The sequence below is a fragment of the Streptomyces sp. NPDC001709 genome (assembly GCF_053596375.1).
On sequence record NZ_JBSFGB010000013.1, the window covers coordinates 95,079 to 112,682 of the forward strand.

General features: G+C 71.7%; 16 protein-coding genes. 8 read left to right on the forward strand and 8 right to left on the reverse strand.

The features are described from left to right. Window positions 1-6: 6 nt before the first annotated feature. Together ACWC0C_RS20415 and ACWC0C_RS20420 are read right to left on the reverse strand one after the other, a co-directional pair. Entirely contained in the window at window positions 7-1,371 is a 1,365-nt protein-coding gene (locus ACWC0C_RS20415) for an NAD(P)/FAD-dependent oxidoreductase (protein WP_450865165.1), read from the reverse strand. A 193-nt stretch (window positions 1,372-1,564) separates the two neighbouring features. Continuing rightward, a complete protein-coding gene (locus tag ACWC0C_RS20420) occupies window positions 1,565-2,458 on the reverse strand; it encodes a TIGR01777 family oxidoreductase (RefSeq protein ID WP_449198269.1) in 894 nt (297 codons plus the stop codon). Between the two features lie 65 nt (window positions 2,459-2,523). On the opposite strand from ACWC0C_RS20420, the gene ACWC0C_RS20425 reads away from it, so the two are divergent. Then, window positions 2,524-3,003 (forward strand): N-acetyltransferase family protein, encoded by a 480-nt coding sequence (locus ACWC0C_RS20425; protein WP_449198270.1) that lies wholly within the window; start codon window positions 2,524-2,526, stop codon window positions 3,001-3,003. A gap of 3 nt (window positions 3,004-3,006) precedes the next feature. Here ACWC0C_RS20425 and ACWC0C_RS20430 read toward each other — a convergent pair whose 3' ends face one another. Beyond that, entirely contained in the window at window positions 3,007-4,191 is a 1,185-nt protein-coding gene (locus tag ACWC0C_RS20430) for a MarP family serine protease (RefSeq protein ID WP_449198271.1), read from the reverse strand. Between the two features lie 616 nt (window positions 4,192-4,807). Between ACWC0C_RS20430 and ACWC0C_RS20435 the strand changes: the two genes are divergently transcribed. After that, window positions 4,808-5,614, forward strand: a complete 807-nt coding sequence (locus ACWC0C_RS20435) for a peptidoglycan recognition protein family protein (RefSeq protein ID WP_449198272.1) — start codon at window positions 4,808-4,810, stop codon at window positions 5,612-5,614. A gap of 353 nt (window positions 5,615-5,967) precedes the next feature. Here the strand turns inward: ACWC0C_RS20435 and ACWC0C_RS20440 are convergent, their stop codons facing one another. From ACWC0C_RS20440 to ACWC0C_RS20455, 4 genes are all read right to left on the reverse strand, one after another. Next, complete coding sequence (locus ACWC0C_RS20440; RefSeq protein WP_449198354.1) at window positions 5,968-6,486, reverse strand: DUF4240 domain-containing protein; 519 nt, start codon at window positions 6,484-6,486, stop codon at window positions 5,968-5,970. A 73-nt stretch (window positions 6,487-6,559) separates the two neighbouring features. Then, window positions 6,560-7,549, reverse strand: coding sequence for a helix-turn-helix transcriptional regulator (locus ACWC0C_RS20445; RefSeq protein WP_450865166.1), 990 nt, complete (start codon window positions 7,547-7,549; stop codon window positions 6,560-6,562). A 75-nt stretch (window positions 7,550-7,624) separates the two neighbouring features. Beyond that, on the reverse strand, window positions 7,625-10,327 hold the full coding sequence (aceE, locus tag ACWC0C_RS20450) for a pyruvate dehydrogenase (acetyl-transferring), homodimeric type (RefSeq protein ID WP_450865167.1): 2,703 nt from the start codon (window positions 10,325-10,327) through the stop codon (window positions 7,625-7,627). Window positions 10,328-10,619: 292 nt separating this feature from the next. Then, window positions 10,620-11,243, reverse strand: a complete 624-nt coding sequence (locus ACWC0C_RS20455; protein ID WP_449198275.1) for a GntR family transcriptional regulator — start codon at window positions 11,241-11,243, stop codon at window positions 10,620-10,622. Window positions 11,244-11,520: 277 nt separating this feature from the next. Here ACWC0C_RS20455 and ACWC0C_RS20460 point away from each other — a divergent pair, with 277 nt between their 5' ends. The 6 genes from ACWC0C_RS20460 to ACWC0C_RS20485 all read left to right on the forward strand — a co-directional run bounded on the left by ACWC0C_RS20460 (window position 11,521) and on the right by ACWC0C_RS20485 (window position 15,656). Beyond that, the gene (locus ACWC0C_RS20460) at window positions 11,521-11,910 is read left to right on the forward strand and encodes a WXG100 family type VII secretion target (protein WP_450865168.1); all 390 of its coding nucleotides are present in this window, start codon (window positions 11,521-11,523) and stop codon (window positions 11,908-11,910) included. A gap of 76 nt (window positions 11,911-11,986) precedes the next feature. Beyond that, window positions 11,987-12,301, forward strand: coding sequence for a WXG100 family type VII secretion target (locus ACWC0C_RS20465; protein WP_449198277.1), 315 nt, complete (start codon window positions 11,987-11,989; stop codon window positions 12,299-12,301). After that, window positions 12,301-14,046, forward strand: a complete 1,746-nt coding sequence (locus ACWC0C_RS20470) for an RNase A-like domain-containing protein (protein ID WP_450865169.1) — start codon at window positions 12,301-12,303, stop codon at window positions 14,044-14,046. Before ACWC0C_RS20465 ends, ACWC0C_RS20470 begins: the two co-directional genes overlap by 1 nt. A gap of 17 nt (window positions 14,047-14,063) precedes the next feature. After that, complete coding sequence (locus ACWC0C_RS20475) at window positions 14,064-14,630, forward strand: hypothetical protein (RefSeq protein ID WP_450865170.1); 567 nt, start codon at window positions 14,064-14,066, stop codon at window positions 14,628-14,630. A 59-nt stretch (window positions 14,631-14,689) separates the two neighbouring features. Continuing rightward, window positions 14,690-14,989 (forward strand): RNase A-like domain-containing protein, encoded by a 300-nt coding sequence (locus tag ACWC0C_RS20480; protein ID WP_449198280.1) that lies wholly within the window; start codon window positions 14,690-14,692, stop codon window positions 14,987-14,989. A 16-nt stretch (window positions 14,990-15,005) separates the two neighbouring features. After that, window positions 15,006-15,656, forward strand: a complete 651-nt coding sequence (locus ACWC0C_RS20485; protein WP_450865171.1) for a contact-dependent growth inhibition system immunity protein — start codon at window positions 15,006-15,008, stop codon at window positions 15,654-15,656. A gap of 85 nt (window positions 15,657-15,741) precedes the next feature. Here ACWC0C_RS20485 and sucB read toward each other — a convergent pair whose 3' ends face one another. Further along, window positions 15,742-17,547 (reverse strand): 2-oxoglutarate dehydrogenase, E2 component, dihydrolipoamide succinyltransferase, encoded by a 1,806-nt coding sequence (gene sucB, locus ACWC0C_RS20490; RefSeq protein WP_450865172.1) that lies wholly within the window; start codon window positions 17,545-17,547, stop codon window positions 15,742-15,744. Between the last annotated feature and the right edge of the window lie 57 nt (window positions 17,548-17,604).

A 17,604-nucleotide genomic window follows, 5' to 3' on the forward strand; every position in this document is an offset into this window, starting at 1 on the left:
TGCGGGTTACGCCGCCCTGGGCAAAGTAGGCGCCGGTTCTGCGCGATTCAACGAACCCGCCGCGCCCAGGTCGGCCAGGATCGCCCCCGCCGCCCGGTGTGCCGAGTGCAGCGCGCCCTGGACCGTGCTGGTGTCGCGGTGGTCGCCGCAGACGTACAGGCCGGCCAGGAGTCGGACCGGGCGGCGCAGGTCGTGGGGTGGGCGCATCGCCGGGATCGCCTCCGGCGTGTGGTGCACGGCCAGCGTCTCCCAGCGGCGCGTCGAGGTGCCGTAGAGCCGGGAGAGGTGGATGCGGACCGCGGTGTCGACCCCCTCGGGCGGTGTGCCCAGCACCGTCGAGGAGATCAGCACCCGGCCGACCGGCGCCCGGCTCGGATCCACGTTGCTGAGTACCGCCGTGTGCGCCACCGGCCCGCCCCGGTCGGCGTCCAGCAGCAGCGAGGTGCCGGTGGTCAGGGCCGCCGCGGGATCGTCGGTGGTGTGGTGGACCACGGTCACCGGGTGGAAGTCCGGCACCCGCAGGCCTGGCAGCAGCTCCGCCGCGGCCCGCGCGTCCGTCGCCAGCAGTACCGCCCGGCAGCGGATCTCGCCGTGCTCGGCGGTGGTCACGGCGGTCGTGGACACCGAGGTGACCCGCACCCCGGTGCGCACGGTGCCGGGCGGCAGCGCCCGAGCCAGCAGCTCCGGCAGCACGTCCGCGCCGCCCTCCGGCACACACAGCCGCCCGCTCGCGAAGGTGCGCAGCGCGAGGTCGGCGCACCGGCTGGAGGTGGCCAGCCCGGGGTCGCAGAGCAGGGTGGCGAGCAACGGGCGCAGGAAGCCGTCGATCGTGCGCGGTGGCAGCCCGCGCTGGGCGAGGGCCTGGTCGGCGGGCATCTCGGGGCGGGCCAGGATGCGCTCGATCGGGGTGGCGGCGATCCGGCCCAGGGCGGCGCCGAGCCGGGCCTGGTCGACCGCCCCGCCCACCGGCGCGCCGACCCGGCCGGGGGCGGCCGCCGGTCCCCTGGGGGCGCTTGCGAGGGCGCGCACCACATGGAGTGCGCCCCGTGCGCTCCCCCCGGCCGCCGGTGCGCCCGCGCGCTGGGTGCGTCCGTCGCGGTGCAGCAGGACGCCGGGCGCGAAGGTGCGCAGGACCAGGGCGTCCAGGCCCGGGGACGTACGGAGTTCGGGGTAGGACGTGGACAGCAGCTGTCCGATGCGGTCGAGCCGGAATCCGTCGACCTTCTCCGTCGACATGCGGCCGCCGACGTAGGGGGCGGCCTCGAGGACTGCGGTCGAGATTCCTGCGCTGGTCAGCCGATGAGCCGCCGAGAGGCCGGCGATTCCGGCTCCCACGATGACGACGTCCACCTGGTACGCGGGCTCAAGCACGAGGCCCCTCCTGTGGTTGCGCGGCCGGTGGAGACGTCATGCCCCCAACTGGCCCCGGGGATACCCGAGTTCGGGTCGAGGTTAGGTCTGCGATCGGTCACAAACAGTCGCGCATCAACAGGGCACGGTCGCATGGAGGTCGCATACGTTCACAAGAGGTCGCAGGGCAGTCGCAGGGCATCCCTCGTCTACGTCAGGCCGCCCGGATGGACTCGTCGATACCCGGGAACGCGAACCGGAACCCCGACTCCAACAACCGCTTCGGCACCACCCGTTGACTGCCCAGCACATCCCCGGCCATCTCCCCGAGCACCGCCCGCAGCACCGGCGCCGGCACCGCGAACGGGGCCGGGCGGTGCAGCACGCGGGCCATCGCCGCCGTGATCTCACGGTTCGTCAGCGGCTCGGGGGCCGTCAGATTGAACGGCCCGGACAGGGTGTCGTGCTCGATGAGATGCCGGATCGCGGCGACCTCGTCGTGCAGCGCGATGTACGACCAGTACTGCCGCCCGTCGCCCAGCCGCCCCCCGAGCCCCGCCCGGAACAGCGGGAACAGCCGTCCCCAGGCCCCGCCGCCCCGGGCCACCACCAGCCCCGTGCGCGGGAACACCGTCCGCACGCCCGCCTCCTGCGCGGGCGCCGCCGCCTCCTCCCACTCCACGCACAGCGAGGGCAGAAAGCCGTCGCCCGGCGGTGCCTGCTCGTCCACCACCCGGTCGCCGGTGTCGCCGTAGACGCCGATCGCGCTGCCGCTGACGAAGACCCGTGGCGGCTCGGGCAGCGCGGCCACCGCCTCCGCCAGCGCGGCCGTGCCCAGCACCCGGCTGTCCCGCAGCAGCCGCTTGTACGCCGGCGTCCAGCGCCGGTCGCCGATCCCGGCCCCGGCCAGATTGACCACCGCGGCACAGCCGAGCAGCCCGGCCGCGTCGACGTACTGCCCTCCGGGATCCCAGCAGACTTCGTCAGGCCCCGCAGCCGCCCGGCGCACCAGTCGTACGACCTGGTGCCCGTCCGCGGTCAGGGACCGCACCAGGGCACTGCCGATGAGCCCGGACGCGCCGGCCACGGCGATTCGCATACGCTCCATGGCCCCAGCATGCCCGCGCGAAAACCCCGTGAGCTGCTCCGGCGGGCCGCCGTAGGGTGATCGTCATGCCGGAGCCGTACATACGCATCGCCGTGTCCGCCGACGAAGCGGAACTGGCCGTCCTCGACCGAGCCACCTGGTCCACCCTGCACGCCGTGTCGCCCCCGCCGCAGGAGCCGTTCTTCGACGAGCGCCACCTCCCGCAGGACTACCTGGTCGCCGAGGCCGGCGGGCGGGTCGTCGGCTACATCCGCATCGCCCGCCCGACCCCGCTCGCCTCCAACGCGCACGTGCTGCAGATCCAGGGCCTCGCCGTGGCCGACGAAGCGCGCGGGCAGGGCGTGGGGCGCGCGCTGATCCGCGCCGCCGTCGAGGAGGCGCGCGGGCGCGGTGCGCGGCGCCTCACCCTGCGCGTGCTCGGGCACAACGCCCCGGCCCGCGCCCTGTACGAGTCCGAGGGGTTCGCCGTCGAGGGAGTGCAGCCGGAGGAGTTCCTGATCGCCGGCGCCTACGTGGACGACGTGCTCATGGGCCGGCGCCTGTGACCGTCACGAGCTGACCAGCTGGCCCGTGTCCACCCGCACCGTCGCCGTGGCCGCGCGCTGTGCGTCGCCCGCCACCTCGTCCGCCGTCAGCGCATACCCCGTCTCGGCGTTCGAGGTGGAGCGCGCGAAGACCACCCCGAACACCTTGCCGTCCGGGGTCAGCAGCGGGCCGCCGGAGTTGCCCGGCCGGACCGTGGAACGGATCGCGTAGATGTCGCGGGTGACCGCGCCGTCGTTGTAGATGTTCTGCCCGGTCGCCCGCACCCGGGTCGCCACCGTCGCCGCCTGCAGGTTCAGGCCGCCGTCCTGCGGATAGCCCGCGACCACCGCCGAGTCGCCGCGCACCGCGCTCGTGTCGAAGCGCAGCACGGGGGCGCGCAGCCCGGGCACATAGAGCACCGCCACGTCCCGGTCGGGGTCGAAGAGCACCACCCGGGCCTCGTACGACCGCCCGACCCCGCCCACCCGCACGCTCGGGTAGTCGATGCCCGCCACCACGTGCGCGTTGGTCATCACGTGCTGTGCGGAGTAGACGAAACCGCTGCCCTCCCGGCCCTCGTTGCCCGCAACGCCCTCGATCTTCACCGTGCTCAGCCTCGCGGCGCTCGTCGCGGCCGGTGTGACGCTGTCACCGGAGGGCCGGGCCACCTGGGCCGTCGACTCGTTCTCGAACGGGTTGAAGACCTGCGGAAAACCCGCCTCGGTCAGCGCCGACGTGGCCCGCGAGAACCACGCGGGAGTGGTGTCCGGCATCGCGTCCTGCACCGCGCCCAGCAGCGTCGAGTTCCGTATCGCCCCGCTCAGCGTCTGCGACGGGGCCGCACCCAGTACGCTCGCCGCCACCCAGGCCACGATCAGCACCGCGACCGAGTTCGCCGCCGCGCCCCCCATCCCGTCCAGCACCCGCAGCGGACCCCGGTCCAGCTCCCCGCGCAGCCGCAGCGCCAGCCGGCCCGCCAGCTCGTGCCCCAGCGCGGCCGGCACCAGCACCGTGGCCACCGCGAGCGCCGTCGCCTGTGCCGTACCGCGCTCGACCAGGCCGGTCACCCAGGGCAGCACCCACACGCCGACGACGGCGCCGCCGACGAACCCGGCCAGCGAGACACAGCCGGCCACCAGCCCCCGCCGGTAACCGGACGCCGCGTAGACGAGGATCACCAGCACAAGCACCAGGTCGAGCAGGTCCACGGAGCCGCCTTTCTCTCGGACCCCTCAGTACGGACGGGACGGGCCCGGTGATCAGTCACCCGCACACGGGACCGGGCACCGAACGCAGTACCGACCCCGTATGTGTGTACCCCCAGAAACGTCCCGGACCGGGACGATGGTTCCGCCAGGTGGCAGAGCGCACATCGCGGGCGCGGCCCGGCCGCCCGAGAGTGGGATCATGCACGTCCGAAGAACACTGGAGACGCCCGGAACGCCGCAGAGATCGGGGATACCGGGGACCGCTGGGATGCCGGAGCCCTCCCGGAACCGGCAGACGTCGGGAAGACGGAGACTCGCAGGACTCGCGGGCCTCCCAGGACTCGCAGGACTCCCGGGACTTTCGGGACTCCTCAGACGCACGAAAGAGGCGACACCTCGCGAGACGCCGCAGACTCCGAGCACCCCGGAGTTGCCGGAGACCTGTGGGACCTCGCGGACGCCGGGGACGCCCGAGACCGAGCCGCCGGGGACCCCGGGCCCGTCGGAGACACCGCAGGCCCCACAGGACCCGAAGGCCCTGGACACGCCGGGGACGCCGCACGTTCCGGAGCCGCCGGAGGACCCGAGGAAGCCGGGGACACCGGGGAGCCCGGGGATGCGGAGCCGGATCGGGCGACGGATGCCCGGCCTCCTGCCGGTGCTGCTCGTCTGTCTGCCCGTTCTGGTGGGCGTCCTCACGCTCGCCCTGTGCGCCAGCGGCGCCGAGCGCACCGCCGTGGCCCGCCCCGACCGGCCCACCCCGGCCCGCACCCCGGCCGCCCACCGCGCCGCCCGGCCGCACATCGTGCCCCGCTCCGTCTGGCTGGGTACCGCCGGGAGCGGCCAGCCGCCCCCGCGCTACGACGACAAGGCGGTCGCCGTCTTCATCCACCACACCGACTCGCCCGGCGATTACGACTGCGCCGACGCGCCGCGGATCATCCGCTACCTGTACGCCGGCCAGACCGGCGTCCGGAACTGGGACGACATCGGCTACAACTTCCTCGTCGACCGCTGCGGCACCATCTACGAAGGCCGGGCCGGAGGTGTCGACCGGCCCGTCACCGGCGCCCACGCCCAGGGCTTCAACCACCGCACCGTCGGCATCGCCGCGCTCGGCACCTTCACCGAAGGGGTCTCCGTGCCGCGGGCCATGACCGACGCGATCGCCGCCCTGACCGCCTGGAAGCTCGGCCTCGCCGACGTCGACCCGCGCGGCAGCGTCCGCCTGGTCTCCAGCAACAGCCTCAGCCGCTACAAGGCCGGCAGCACCGTCGTCCTGCCCGCCCTGGCCGGCCACAACGACGGCTACATGACCGACTGCCCCGGCGCCGCCCTCACCGCCCGCCTCCCCGAGATCAGGGAGAAGGCCGCGCGCCTCCAGGGCCGGACCACCCCGGCGCGGCGCACAGGAACCCCCTAGGTGCCACGCAGCCCGCTCCGAGCCCCGCGTCCTACGGTCGTGCACATCACAGGCCGACCGGAGGTGGGGATCATGAAGAGCAGTCGTACGCGTGCCGAGACCACGGACGGGACCACGGACCGGGGCACGGACAAGACCACCGGGCCGGCGCGGTGGACGCGGACCGCGCGCGGCCCCTGGGCGGTGGTCTGCGCGGTCGCGACCGTCGTCCTCGGCCCGGCCGCGGTCACCGCGTCCGCCCTCGACCAGGCCAACGCCGCACCGCCGCACCACGCGGTGCGGGCCGACCGGCCCCAGGCCCACCTGCCGTCCGACAGCACCCGCAGGCGCACGGCCGGCCGAGCCGGGGCCGGTTACTCGCGGAAGCGGTCCCACAGCTGCGGAAACCGTTCGGCGAGCGCGCGGTCGTTCTCGAAGTCCACCGGGGTGCCCTCCGGCTCGGCGGGCGCCGGGGCGATGCCCAGGTCGGGCGCGACGGTGCCGGTCAGCTGCTCATAGGCCTCGTCCGCCGCATAGCCCAGCTCCTCGCCGTCGCCGTCGATCTCCTCGTCGAACTCGCCCAGAAGCTCCGCCAGCGAGTCCGGATCGTGCAGCGCGCCCTCGTAGACCTCCCGGCCCTGGCCGATCAGCCAGCACCGGAAGAAGTCGAACGCGTCGTCGCTGGCCCCGTCCAGCAGCACCGAGGCGGCGCCCCACAGGTCCCAGCGGTAGGCGCGGTTGTAGCGGGCCTCGAAATGACGGGCGAAGTCCAGGACCAGGTCGGGGTCCAGCTGGAGCAGCCGGTCCACGAGCACGTCGGCCTGTTCCTCGGGGTCGCCCTCGGCGGCCTCGCGGGTGGCGTCGATCAGCTCCCAGAACTCCGTCTCGTCCATCACGGCACCAGCATCGGGCCTCCACCGGTGGGACGCACGTGGAGTAGGCCGGAGTACGGCGGATCGTTACCGGTCACCCGGAGCCCGCGCCACCGCCGTACAGCGCGGCCAGCCGGGCCGCGTCCCCCGCGAACCGCTCGCGCAGGCTCCGCGGGGCCAGCACCTCCGCCTCCGGCCCGAGCGCCGTCAGCTGGGTGTGCGCGACCTCCTCGGACTCCACGGGCAGTGTCACCGTCACCCAGCCCGCCCCGTCCGGCTCGCCCGCCGCGCCGAGCGCCACACGCGCCGACAGCGGATCGACGGCGTACCGCAGCCTGCGCACACCCTCCGGGGAGAGCCGTACGACGACCTCGGCGCGCAGGATCGAGCGCGCGAACCCCTCGGACTGCTCGGCCCAGTGGCCGGGCAGATCGAAGTCCGGATCACGGGCGAACCGTTCCTCCAGCGGATCCACGGCGCTGAACCGGTCGATCCGGTAGGTCCGGAAGGAACCCCCGTCCGCCACCCGCGCGCACAGGTACCAGACACCCGCCTTCAGCACGAGCCCGTACGGCTCCAGCAGCCGCTCCACCTCGGCCTCGCCCCGCCGGTACCGGGCGGTGACGCGGCGGTCGTCCCACACCGCCTGCGCCACGACCGGCAGCAGCGCGGGCGTCTCCGGCTCCCGGAACCAGGCCGGCGCGTCCAGATGGAACCGCCGGGCCGCGCTGTCCGGGGCATCGCGGAGGGCCGGCAACAGCGCCGCGGAAACCTTCAGCCGGGCGGCGCAGTGGGCATCCTCCAGGCCCATCTCCCGGAGCGCCCCCGGCACCCCGCTCAGGAACAGCGCCTCCGCCTCGCTCCTGGCCAGCCCCGTCAGCCGCGTCCGGTATCCGCCGACCAGCCGGTACCCGCCGGCCCGCCCCCGGTCCGCGTACACCGGCACCCCCGCCTCCGACAGCGCCTGCGCGTCCCGTGTGACCGTCCGCTCGGACACCTCCAGTTCCCGCGCGAGTTCGGCGGCGGTCATGGACGGCCGGGACTGCAGGAGGAGCACCATCTTGATGAGCCGGGCCGCACGCATGACTTCATGATGCCGGGGGCCACCGACAAGGAAGGGGTACGGCAGCAGCCGTACCCCTTCACAGAACCCCGGTGACTACAGCCCGTACTTCTCCCGGGCCTCCTTGACCGCCGTGGCCTTCACCTCGCCGCGCTTGGCGAGCTGGGCCAGGGCCGCGACGACGATCGACTGGGCGTCGACGCCGAAGTGGCGGCGGGCGGCCTCACGGGTGTCCGACAGGCCGAAGCCGTCGGCGCCCAGCGAGGAGTAGTCCTGCTCGACCCACTGCGCGATCTGGTCCGGCACCTGGCGCATGTAGTCGGAGACGGCCAGCACCGGGCCCTCGGCACCCTGCAGCGCCTGGCGGACGTACGGCACCCGCTCCTCGCCGCGCAGGAGGGCGGCGTCCGCCTCCATCGCGTCCCGGCGCAGCTCGGACCAGGAGGTCGCGGACCACACGTCGGCGGCCACACCCCACTCCTCGGCGAGCAGCTTCTGGGCCTGAAGGGTCCAGTGGATGGCCGTACCGGAGCCCAGCAGCTGGATGCGCGGGGCGTTGGCGGCCGGGGACAGGCCCGCCGACTCCACCGTGTTGAAGCGGTACAGGCCCTTGACGATGCCCTCGTCGATGCCGAGGCCCTGCGGCTTCGCGGGCTGCGGTAGCGGCTCGTTGTAGACCGTCAGGTAGTAGAAGACGTTCTGGTCCTCGCCCGGCTTGGCCTCGCCGTACATCCGGCGCAGACCCTCACGGACGATCACCGCGACCTCGTAGGCGAAGGCCGGGTCGTACGTCAGCGCCGCCGGGTTGGTCGCGGCGATGACCGGCGAGTGGCCGTCGGCGTGCTGCAGGCCCTCGCCCGTCAGGGTCGTACGGCCGGCCGTCGCGCCGACGAGGAAGCCGCGGCCGAGCTGGTCGCCGAGCTGCCACATCTGGTCGGCCGTGCGCTGCCAGCCGAACATCGAGTAGAAGATGTAGAAGGGGATCATCGCCTCGCCGTGCGTCGCGTACGCGGTCGACGCGGCGATGAAGTCGGCCATCGAACCGGCCTCGGTGATCCCCTCGTTGAGGATCTGGCCGTTCTTGGCCTCCTTGTAGTACATCAGCTGGTCGCGGTCGACCGGCTCGTACGTCTGGCCCTTGGGGGAGTAGATCCCGAGGGACGGGAACAGCGACTCCATGCCGAAGGTGCGCGCCTCGTCGGGGACGATGGGCACCCAGCGCTTGCCCGTCTCCTTGTCGCGGACCAGGTCCTTGATGAGGCGGACGAAGGCCATGGTGGTGGCCACGTTCTGCGAGCCGGAGCCCTTGTCGAAGGAGGCGAAGGCCTTCTCGGCGGGGGCCGGGAGCGGGGCCAGGGCGTGCGTACGGCGGGCCGGGGCGGGGCCGCCGAGGGCCGCGCGGCGCTCCTGGAGGTAGCGGACCTCGGGGGAGTCGGCGCCCGGGTGGCCGTAGGGCACCACGCCGTCGACGAAGTCGCTGTCCTTGATCGGCAGGCCGAGCAGGTCACGCATCGTCTTGAACTCGTCCACCGTCAGCTTCTTCATCTGGTGGTTGGCGTTCTTCGACGCGAAGCCCTCGCCGAGGGTGTGGCCCTTGACCGTCTGGGCCAGGATCACGGTCGGCGCGCCCTTGTGCTCGACGGCGGCCTTGTACGCGGCATAGACCTTGCGGGCCTCGTGACCGCCGCGCGAGAGGTGGAAGCACTCCAGGATCTTGTCGTCGCTCAGCAGCTTCGCCATCTCGGCGAGCGCCGGGTCCTTGCCGAAGAAGTCGGCGCGGATGTAGGCGGCGTCGCGGGTCTGGTACGTCTGGATCTGCGCGTCCGGTACCTCGCGCAGGCGGCGTACGAGCGCGCCGGTGGTGTCGAGCTGGAACAGCTCGTCCCAGGCCGAGCCCCACAGCGTCTTGACGACGTTCCAGCCGGCGCCGCGGAACTGGGCCTCCAGCTCCTGCACGATCTTGAAGTTGGCGCGGACCGGGCCGTCGAGGCGCTGCAGGTTGCAGTTGATGACGAAGGTGAGGTTGTCCAGCTCCTCACGGGCGGCGAGCGCGAGGGCCGCCGTCGACTCCGGCTCGTCCATCTCGCCGTCGCCCAGGAACGCCCACACGTGCGAGGCGGAGACGTCCTTGATGCCGCGGTTGGTGAGGTAGCGGTTGAAGCGCGCCTGGTAGATGGCGGAGAGCGGGCCGAGGCCCATCGACACCGTCGGGAACTCCCACAGCCAGGGCAGCCGGCGCGGGTGCGGGTACGAGGGCAGGCCGTTGCCGCCGGCCTCCTGGCGGAAGTTGTCCAGGTGGTGCTCGTTCAGGCGGCCGTCGAGGAAGGCGCGGGCGTAGATGCCGGGGGAGGCGTGGCCCTGGATGTACAGCTGGTCGCCGGAACCATCGCCCTCCTTGCCCTTGAAGAAGTGGTTGAAGCCGGTCTCGTACAGCCAGGCCGCGGAGGCGAAGGTGGCGATGTGCCCGCCGACGCCGTACTTGCTGCCGCGGGTCACCATCGCGGCCGCGTTCCAGCGGTTCCACGCGGTGATGCGGGCCTCCATCTCCGGGTCACCGGGCAGGCCCGGCTCGGCGGAGGTGGGGATGGTGTTGACGTAGTCGGTCTCGAGGAGCTTCGGCAGCGCGATGCCGCCCGCCTCGGCGCGCTCCAGCGTGCGCCGCATCAGGTACGCGGCGCGGTGCGGCCCGGCCTCCCTGGCGACGGCGTCGAGGGAGGCCTGCCATTCGGCGGTCTCCTCCGGGTCGCGGTCGGGGAGCTGGTCGAGCGCGCTCGGCTGGATGGCGTTGGGGTCGGTCATGTCGCCGCCTTCCTCAGTCGAAGGGGGTTCCCTCATCGGTAAGGGGTTGGGGTTGCCCTTGGTCTTTGGCAGGACAGGGCTGGACTTCGGTGGAAGTCCGTCGGCGACTGTAACTCCCTGATCGATGATCGATCAAAGGGTTGAGGGCGAAAAGGTCTTGAAACCGCGAAAGTAGGCACGGGGTGCCTTGAGAGATGGCACCGGGTGACGCTGGAGCGCCTTGTTTTCGCAGGTGGGGCGGCGTTTGAGCGGGGGTGTGCTCGACTGAAATCAAGCGCTGATCAAGCGCTGATCAAGCGCGCGGGGCGCACCCCAGGACGTGTGCCTTCACGATCTCGGCGATGCGGGGGTCCCGCCTCTTGAAGGCGGCCACCAGTTCCTCGTGCTCCTCCGCGTACGACTGCTGGACCGTGCCCAGCCAGCGGATGGACAGCGCCGTGAAGACCTCGATGCCGAGCCCTTCCCAGGTGTGCAGCAGCACCGAGTTCTGCGCGGCGCGCACGAGTTCGCGATGGAAACCGACCGTGTGGCGGACCTGGGCGGTGCCGTCGGCCTCGCGGTCGGCCTCGTACAGGGCCAGGACGTGCGGCTCCAGGGCCGAGCAGTCCTCCGCGAGACGGTCCGCCGCCAGCTCCGCGGCGATGGCTTCCAGGCCGGCCCGGACGGGGTAGCTCTCCTCCAGGTCGGCCGCGGTCAGGTTCCGTACCCGGACGCCCTTGTTCGGCGCGGACTCGATCAGGCGCAGGGACTCCAGCTCGCGCAGGGCCTCGCGGACGGGGGTCTGGCTGACCTCCAGCTCGGTGGCGATCCGGCGCTCCACGATCCGCTCGCCCGGCTGCCAGCGCCCGCTGACGATTCCTTCCACGATGTGCTCGCGGATCTGTTCGCGCAGCGAGTGGACGACGGGCGCGGTCATGGGGGCTCCTTCGGGAGGGCTGACGTTTAGACAATAAGGCCGTCATGCTCCGCCGGGAGGGCACGCGGGCGTGCTTTGGTGCAGGTGAGACGAGGCGCACATGGTGTTCGCGCGCCTGAGAGCTCGGTGTGTGCTGCCTCCAGGTGTCTGTGGGGCGTTTGTAGCCGATCGCGCGCGGCGACCCACCCGGTGAAATCGAGAACCTCTCGAACCCGGCTTCTATTAGGTTGGGCGGAAGACGTGGCAGGCGGCGGAAGCCGAGCGGACGGGGGCGGTAGTGGGGCCGAAGAAGGACCTGGCGGTCAAGGGCGAGGACCTGACCAAGCTGGCCGACGACCTCCACCGGATGCAGGAGCACCTGACCCGGCAGGTGAGGCGTATGGACGGACTCGTCGACGAGATCGAGGAGGGCTGGCAGGGCCCCGCGGCAGTCGAGTACCGCAAGCTCCACCGCTCCGTCGCCAAGGACGCCGTCCGGATCCGCGAGGTCATGAAGAACCTCGAAGAGGCCGTGCGGCTGAGCCGGGACGGGTTCACCGAGACGGAGCTCGAGGTACTGGCGCGCATGCGTGCCGTCCACGTCGACGTCCAGGCCGAGGCGGACAAGCTGTCCACGCCCGCCGAGGTGCCGCCGACGCGCCCGCGGAGCGGCCTCGACCAGCTGTGACACCAGCTCAGTCAGCGAACGACGTGATACAGGGCGGCGGCGCCGGGGTGCCCCCGTCCGGAACGGGGAACGCGGTATGCAGGCCGGCAGCGCCGAAGACGACTACATAGCCGTCTCCTTCGGCACGTTGGAACATCTGACCGCCGAGCTCGACGACATCCTCAAGCAGCTCGACGGACAACTCGAGGATCTCTACGCGCGCCTGGCGCCGGTCGTCGCCTCCTGGCAGGGCGAGACCCGCGAGGTGTTCCTGCGCGAACTCGATAAATGGGACACCTCGGCGAGGGATCTGCAGGCGGCCCACAAGTGGCTGCACGAGGTCGTGACCAGTGGTCATCGCGGGTACGCGGCCGCGCACCGCGCGGTGCTGCGGGGATGGGGTGCCGCCTGATGGCCGAGCGGCGGCCCACCGACGAAGAGCGCGGCAAGGAGCGGGCCGAGGCCCGGACGCGCTCGCCCAAGACGAGCGGCGGCGGATTCGACGTACAGCCAGCTCACCTGTACTACACCGCCCTCGTGGTGCGCGACGGACAGTTCGACTACGACAAGGGCGCCACGGCGCTGGTCGAGGTGCTGAACAAGTACAGCCAGTCGGCGGGCGCGGGCTGGGGCGCGGACGCCTTCGCGGCGGCGTACAAGACGGTGAACGAGAAGTTCCTGGAGCTCTGGGCGAAGAGTGTGGTCAGCGTGGGCGGTGTCGCCGTCGGTCTGACGGACACGGCGAACAAGTACGTCCAGGTCGACTGGCAGGCGCGCAGGATGTACGGCCCGCCGCCCGTCGCGAGGACGCCGCCCGTCGTCATCGAGAAGCCGCCCAAGTACGGCCCGGTCAACGACATCAAGTGGTCCGGTACCGGCAAGGACGCGGACTCCTCGGAGATCGCCGGTATCCTCGGCGAGATCCCGGACTTCCTCGCCGATGTGATCCGGCCTGCCATCGAGCACGGCCTCAGGCTCGGCAAGATGCACGAGATCACGCCTGGGTGCCGTGACGAGGAGTTCAAGGACATGGCCACCGCCTGGGGTGCGGCCCAGAAGGCCGCCAAGAGCGCGTCCGACGACTTCAACGGTGCCATCAAGTTCATCAGCAACAACAAGGGCAACGACGAGTGGCAGGGCGCCATGAAGGCCTTCTGCCAGACCATCTGGGGCACCACCGAATGGGGCAGGACTTACGACAAACAGATGCAGCGGGCCTCCATGGGGCGTAGCTGGAACACGGACCGCAAGGTCGTGCCCGCGAAGCGGCGTCCCATCATCGACATCCTCATGGAGACCGCGGCCGCTGTGCAGAACGAGCTCGACAAGTTGGCCGGGGTGGCGGTCACGACCAGGGAGACCACCACCCGGCTGGGCAAAGACGCGGCGATAGCCACGGCCAAGGACCTGGCCGACGACCTCGACCCGTTCGAGCTGACGCCGATCGGGGCGGTCGTGACGTTCGGCGAGATCGTCCTGAAGTTCCGCTCGCACATGGACGAGGGGGCCGCGAACGCGGCGGTCGAGAAGTACCACCAGGCCTTCAGCGACGCCGCCACCAAGCTGGGGGCGCTGGAGGCCGAGCTGGACGAGGCACTGCTCAGCGTGCCCACGTTCGTGGCGGAGGAGGCCCGCGCGGAGGGGTATGGGGCGCGCTCCCTCAACGACTTCAAGAAGGAACACAGCTGGCAGCGGCCGGAGAGTCCGATTCCGTACAAGTACTCCCTCGATCTTGCGACCGAGGAGGAACTGTACGGGGGGCACAGCATCGACAAGCATGTGGGGCTGACGGACATGCAGTTGACGCAGCGGTTGCGGGACCAGGCGACCGGGGCAGGTGTGCCCCAGATTCCTGCTGCTTCGTCCTTCACTGACCTGGAATCGGCCCAGAATTATACGCAGTACAATATCCGATCTAATTCGACAGAGATCGACAAGTGGCTTAAAGCCCCTCCGAAGCCGGGCGACACAGAGGAATTCACGGTGGGGTCGGTCGACACCGGGAACCACGCGCTTCCGGTCGTGACCGGCCGTACGGCGCAAGTGGTGAATGATCACCCGACGCCGCCGAAGGACGCCCATGGAGTCTCGACCGTGCTCAAATACGAACCGAATCTGGATCCGCCGTTCGTCGTTTATACGTCCATGCCTCAATGATGTATGAGGAGACAGTGATGGCTGAGCTGGATGAACGGTCATGGGCCGAGGCACTCGGTATGTACGAGCGTCGGGCGACCATTGCCAAGGTGACGAGCAGGAAGCACGAGAACTGGCTGCTCGACCTGGCCACCCTGATGCACGGTGACACCCGCGACGCCCGCGGCTGGCGCACGGTGGACCTATGGGAGGGCGAACTCGAAAGGCTCGACGAACCGTCCTACCCCTTCGTCGGGCCCAGGGGGGCTGTCGCGACGCCGCCGGACGCCTGGAAGCCCTATCTGTATGAGATTCCGCGTTCTCAGGCGGTACGGTTCCTCGTGGCCCTTTCCACGCCCTGGATCGATGTCACGAAAGAACCGGATTTCGAGGAGCGCAGGGAGGCCCTGGAAGCGAACGCCCGCGTCATCCTGTCGCGCTTCTCCGAAGGCTCGCACTTCTACGCGAACACTGGCCGTGACAGTGCCAGTCGCGACTACTACCAGCGGGTTTCTGGTTGGCATTCCTTTTCCGTGCGCACCTACGACTTCGGCCTGGTGCTCGTCTCGGAGACGGAAGTCGGGATGGTCTGGTCATTCCGCTGATGTGATGAGATCCGCCATGCCGCCCCGATCCTCCGTACCGCCCACCATGGAGAAGCCCCGTGCGCACCCGCACCGCCACCTACCCCGACCGGGAAACCGCCCAGTGGGCGACCCAGCAGGTGGTCACCCGCAACGAACAGGTCATCCACCGCTGGCTGGCCCAGTCCACCCGGGCGCGGCTGACGATCGAGGCGGCCTGGCCGTCCCGGGAGGAGCCCGTCGGCAAGGTGCTGCTGCAGGCCATGATGCTGGCCGGGCGCGGAGCCGTCGACGTACGGGCCGCCCGGGTCGTGCTGCGCCGCGAGCCGTCCGCCGCGCACGGGTTCGTCGTGCACGCCAGCTTCCCCGTCTACCTGTGAAGGCAGTGGTCCGACCGTGGCACTGACCCCCCTAGAACACGACCGCGGATACGGCGAGCTGGACCAGGTCCTGCGCGCCTACGTCGGCCAGCCCGCCGACGACACCGAGGACAAGCCGAGCGCGGCCCTCACCGCGTACCTCCGGCACACCTGGCACACCCGCCCCTGGGCACTCGCCGCCGCCGAGAGCCAGCTGCGGGAGTACGCGCGCACCCCGCCGGGGCGGCTGAGGGTCCGGCTCGGCGAGTTCTACGCCCTCGCGGACGTGGGCCTGGCCGACGCGGAGATCCTTCACTGGCTGACGCTGCTCGCCGACCACATCCGGCGCAGCGTCGAGGAGGGGCAGGTCCCGGCCCCGGCGAAGCCGGACACGCACTGGGAGTGGCATGCCAGGTTCCCCGAGCTGGGGCAGTTCCTCGGCGGCTGGTTCTCGCAGGACATGCCCGACGAGTTCGACGGGCACGACGCGGCGGTGGACGACTACGCCGCGACGACCGACCGGCAGCTCGTCGCGCGCCTCGTGGGGGAGATCCGGGAACTGCTGGCCCTCGGGCTCGACGAGAGCGAGTACGCCGTCGGCGCCGCCGAGCTGGGCATGGAGGTCGAGGTCCCGGACCGGCTCGCCGTGAGCGGCTGGCTCGCGCTGGTGGCGGCACGCCTCGCATAGTGGCGCGCCCCGCTCGCACGAACAGAGCCCCCACCCGGAGGAGAACTCCGGACGGGGGCTCCGTCGTACTGCCTGATCAGGGAGATCAGAGGCCCAGCTCGACCTCGAACTCGCCCGCCTCCAGGATCGCCTTGACCGCCGTCAGGTAACGGGCCGCGTCGGCGCCGTCGACCAGGCGGTGGTCGTAGGAGAGGGTCAGGTAGGTCATGTCGCGGACGCCGATGACCGTGCCCTCCGCGGTCTCGATGACGGCCGGACGCTTGACCGTGGCACCGATGCCGAGGATCGCGACCTGGCCCGGCGGCACGATGATCGTGTCGAACAGCGCGCCGCGCGAACCGGTGTTGGAGATGGTGAAGGTCGCGCCGGACAGCTCGTCCGGGGTGATCTTGTTGGCGCGGACCTTGCCCGCCAGCTCCGCCGTGGCCTTCGCGATGCCGGCGATGTTCAGGTCGCCCGCGTGCTTGATGACCGGGGTCATCAGGCCCTTCTCGGAGTCCACCGCGATCCCGATGTTCTCGGAGTCGAAGTAGGTGATCGTGCCCTCGGCCTCGTTGATCTTGGCGTTGATGACCGGGTGGGCCTTCAGCGCCTGGGCCGCCGCCTTCACGAAGAACGGCATCGGGGAGAGCTTGACGCCCTCGCGCGCGGCGAAGGAGTCCTTGGCCTGGGCGCGCAGCCGCATCAGGCGCGTGACGTCGACCTCGACGACCGACGACAGCTGGGCCTGCTCGTGCAGCGCCTTGACCATGTTGTCGCCGATGACCTTGCGGATGCGGGGCATCTTGACGGTCTGGCCACGGAGGGGGGAGACCTCCAGCGCCGGGGCCTTCTTCGCGGCGGCCGGAGCGGCGGCAGCGGCCGGAGCCGGAGCGGCGGCGGCGGCCTTCGCGGCCTCGGCGGCGGCGATGACGTCCTGCTTGCGGATACGGCCGCCGACGCCGGTGCCCTTGACGGAGGCCAGGTCGACGCCGTTCTCGGCGGCGAGCTTGCGCACCAGCGGGGTGACGTAGGCACCCTCGTCGGTCGCCTGGGTGGCGGTCGGGTGGGTCGGCGCGGTGACCGGGGTGACCGGAGCCGGAGCCGGGGCGGGCGCCGGAGCCGCGGGCTGGACCGGGGCCGGGGCGGCAGCGGCGGGCGCGGCCGGAGCGGCGGGGGCCGGAGCCGGGGCGGCGGGCGCGGCCGGGGCAGCCGGAGCCGCGGGAGCCGGGGCAGCGGCGGCGGGCGCCGGGGCGGCCGGAGCCGGAGCGGCGGCAGGGCCCCCGGCGGTCACAGCACCCGGGGCGCCGATGACGGCGAGCTTGGCGCCGACCTCGGCGGTCTCGTCCTCGTTCACCACGATCTCGAGCAGCACGCCGGAGGCGGGCGCCGGGATCTCGGTGTCGACCTTGTCCGTGGAGACCTCGAGCAGCGGCTCGTCGGCCTCGACGGAGTCGCCGACCGACTTCAGCCAGCGGGTGACGGTGCCCTCGGTGACGGACTCACCGAGCGCGGGCAGGACCACGTCCGTGCCCTGGGCGCCACCGGCCGGGGCGGCGGCGGGGGCGGCCGGGGCCTCGGGGGCCGGGGCGGGGGCCGGAGCCTCGGCCACCGGGGCGGCCGGGGCCGGAGCCTCGGCAGCGGCGGGGGCCGGGGCGGCCGCGGGGGCACCGGTGCCGTCGTCGATGACGGCCAGCTCGGCGCCGACCTCGACGGTCTCGTCCTCGGCGACCTTGATGGAGGCCAGCACACCGGCGGCGGGGGAGGGAATCTCGGTGTCGACCTTGTCCGTCGAGACCTCGAGCAGCGGCTCGTCGGCCTCGACGCGCTCGCCCTCGGCCTTCAGCCAGCGGGTGACAGTGCCCTCGGTGACGCTCTCACCGAGCGCCGGAAGGGTTACGGAAACCGCCATGGTTTCGGTTGCTCCTTACGAATTGCGGAAGTCTGTGTCGTCGCGCCCGTGACCGAA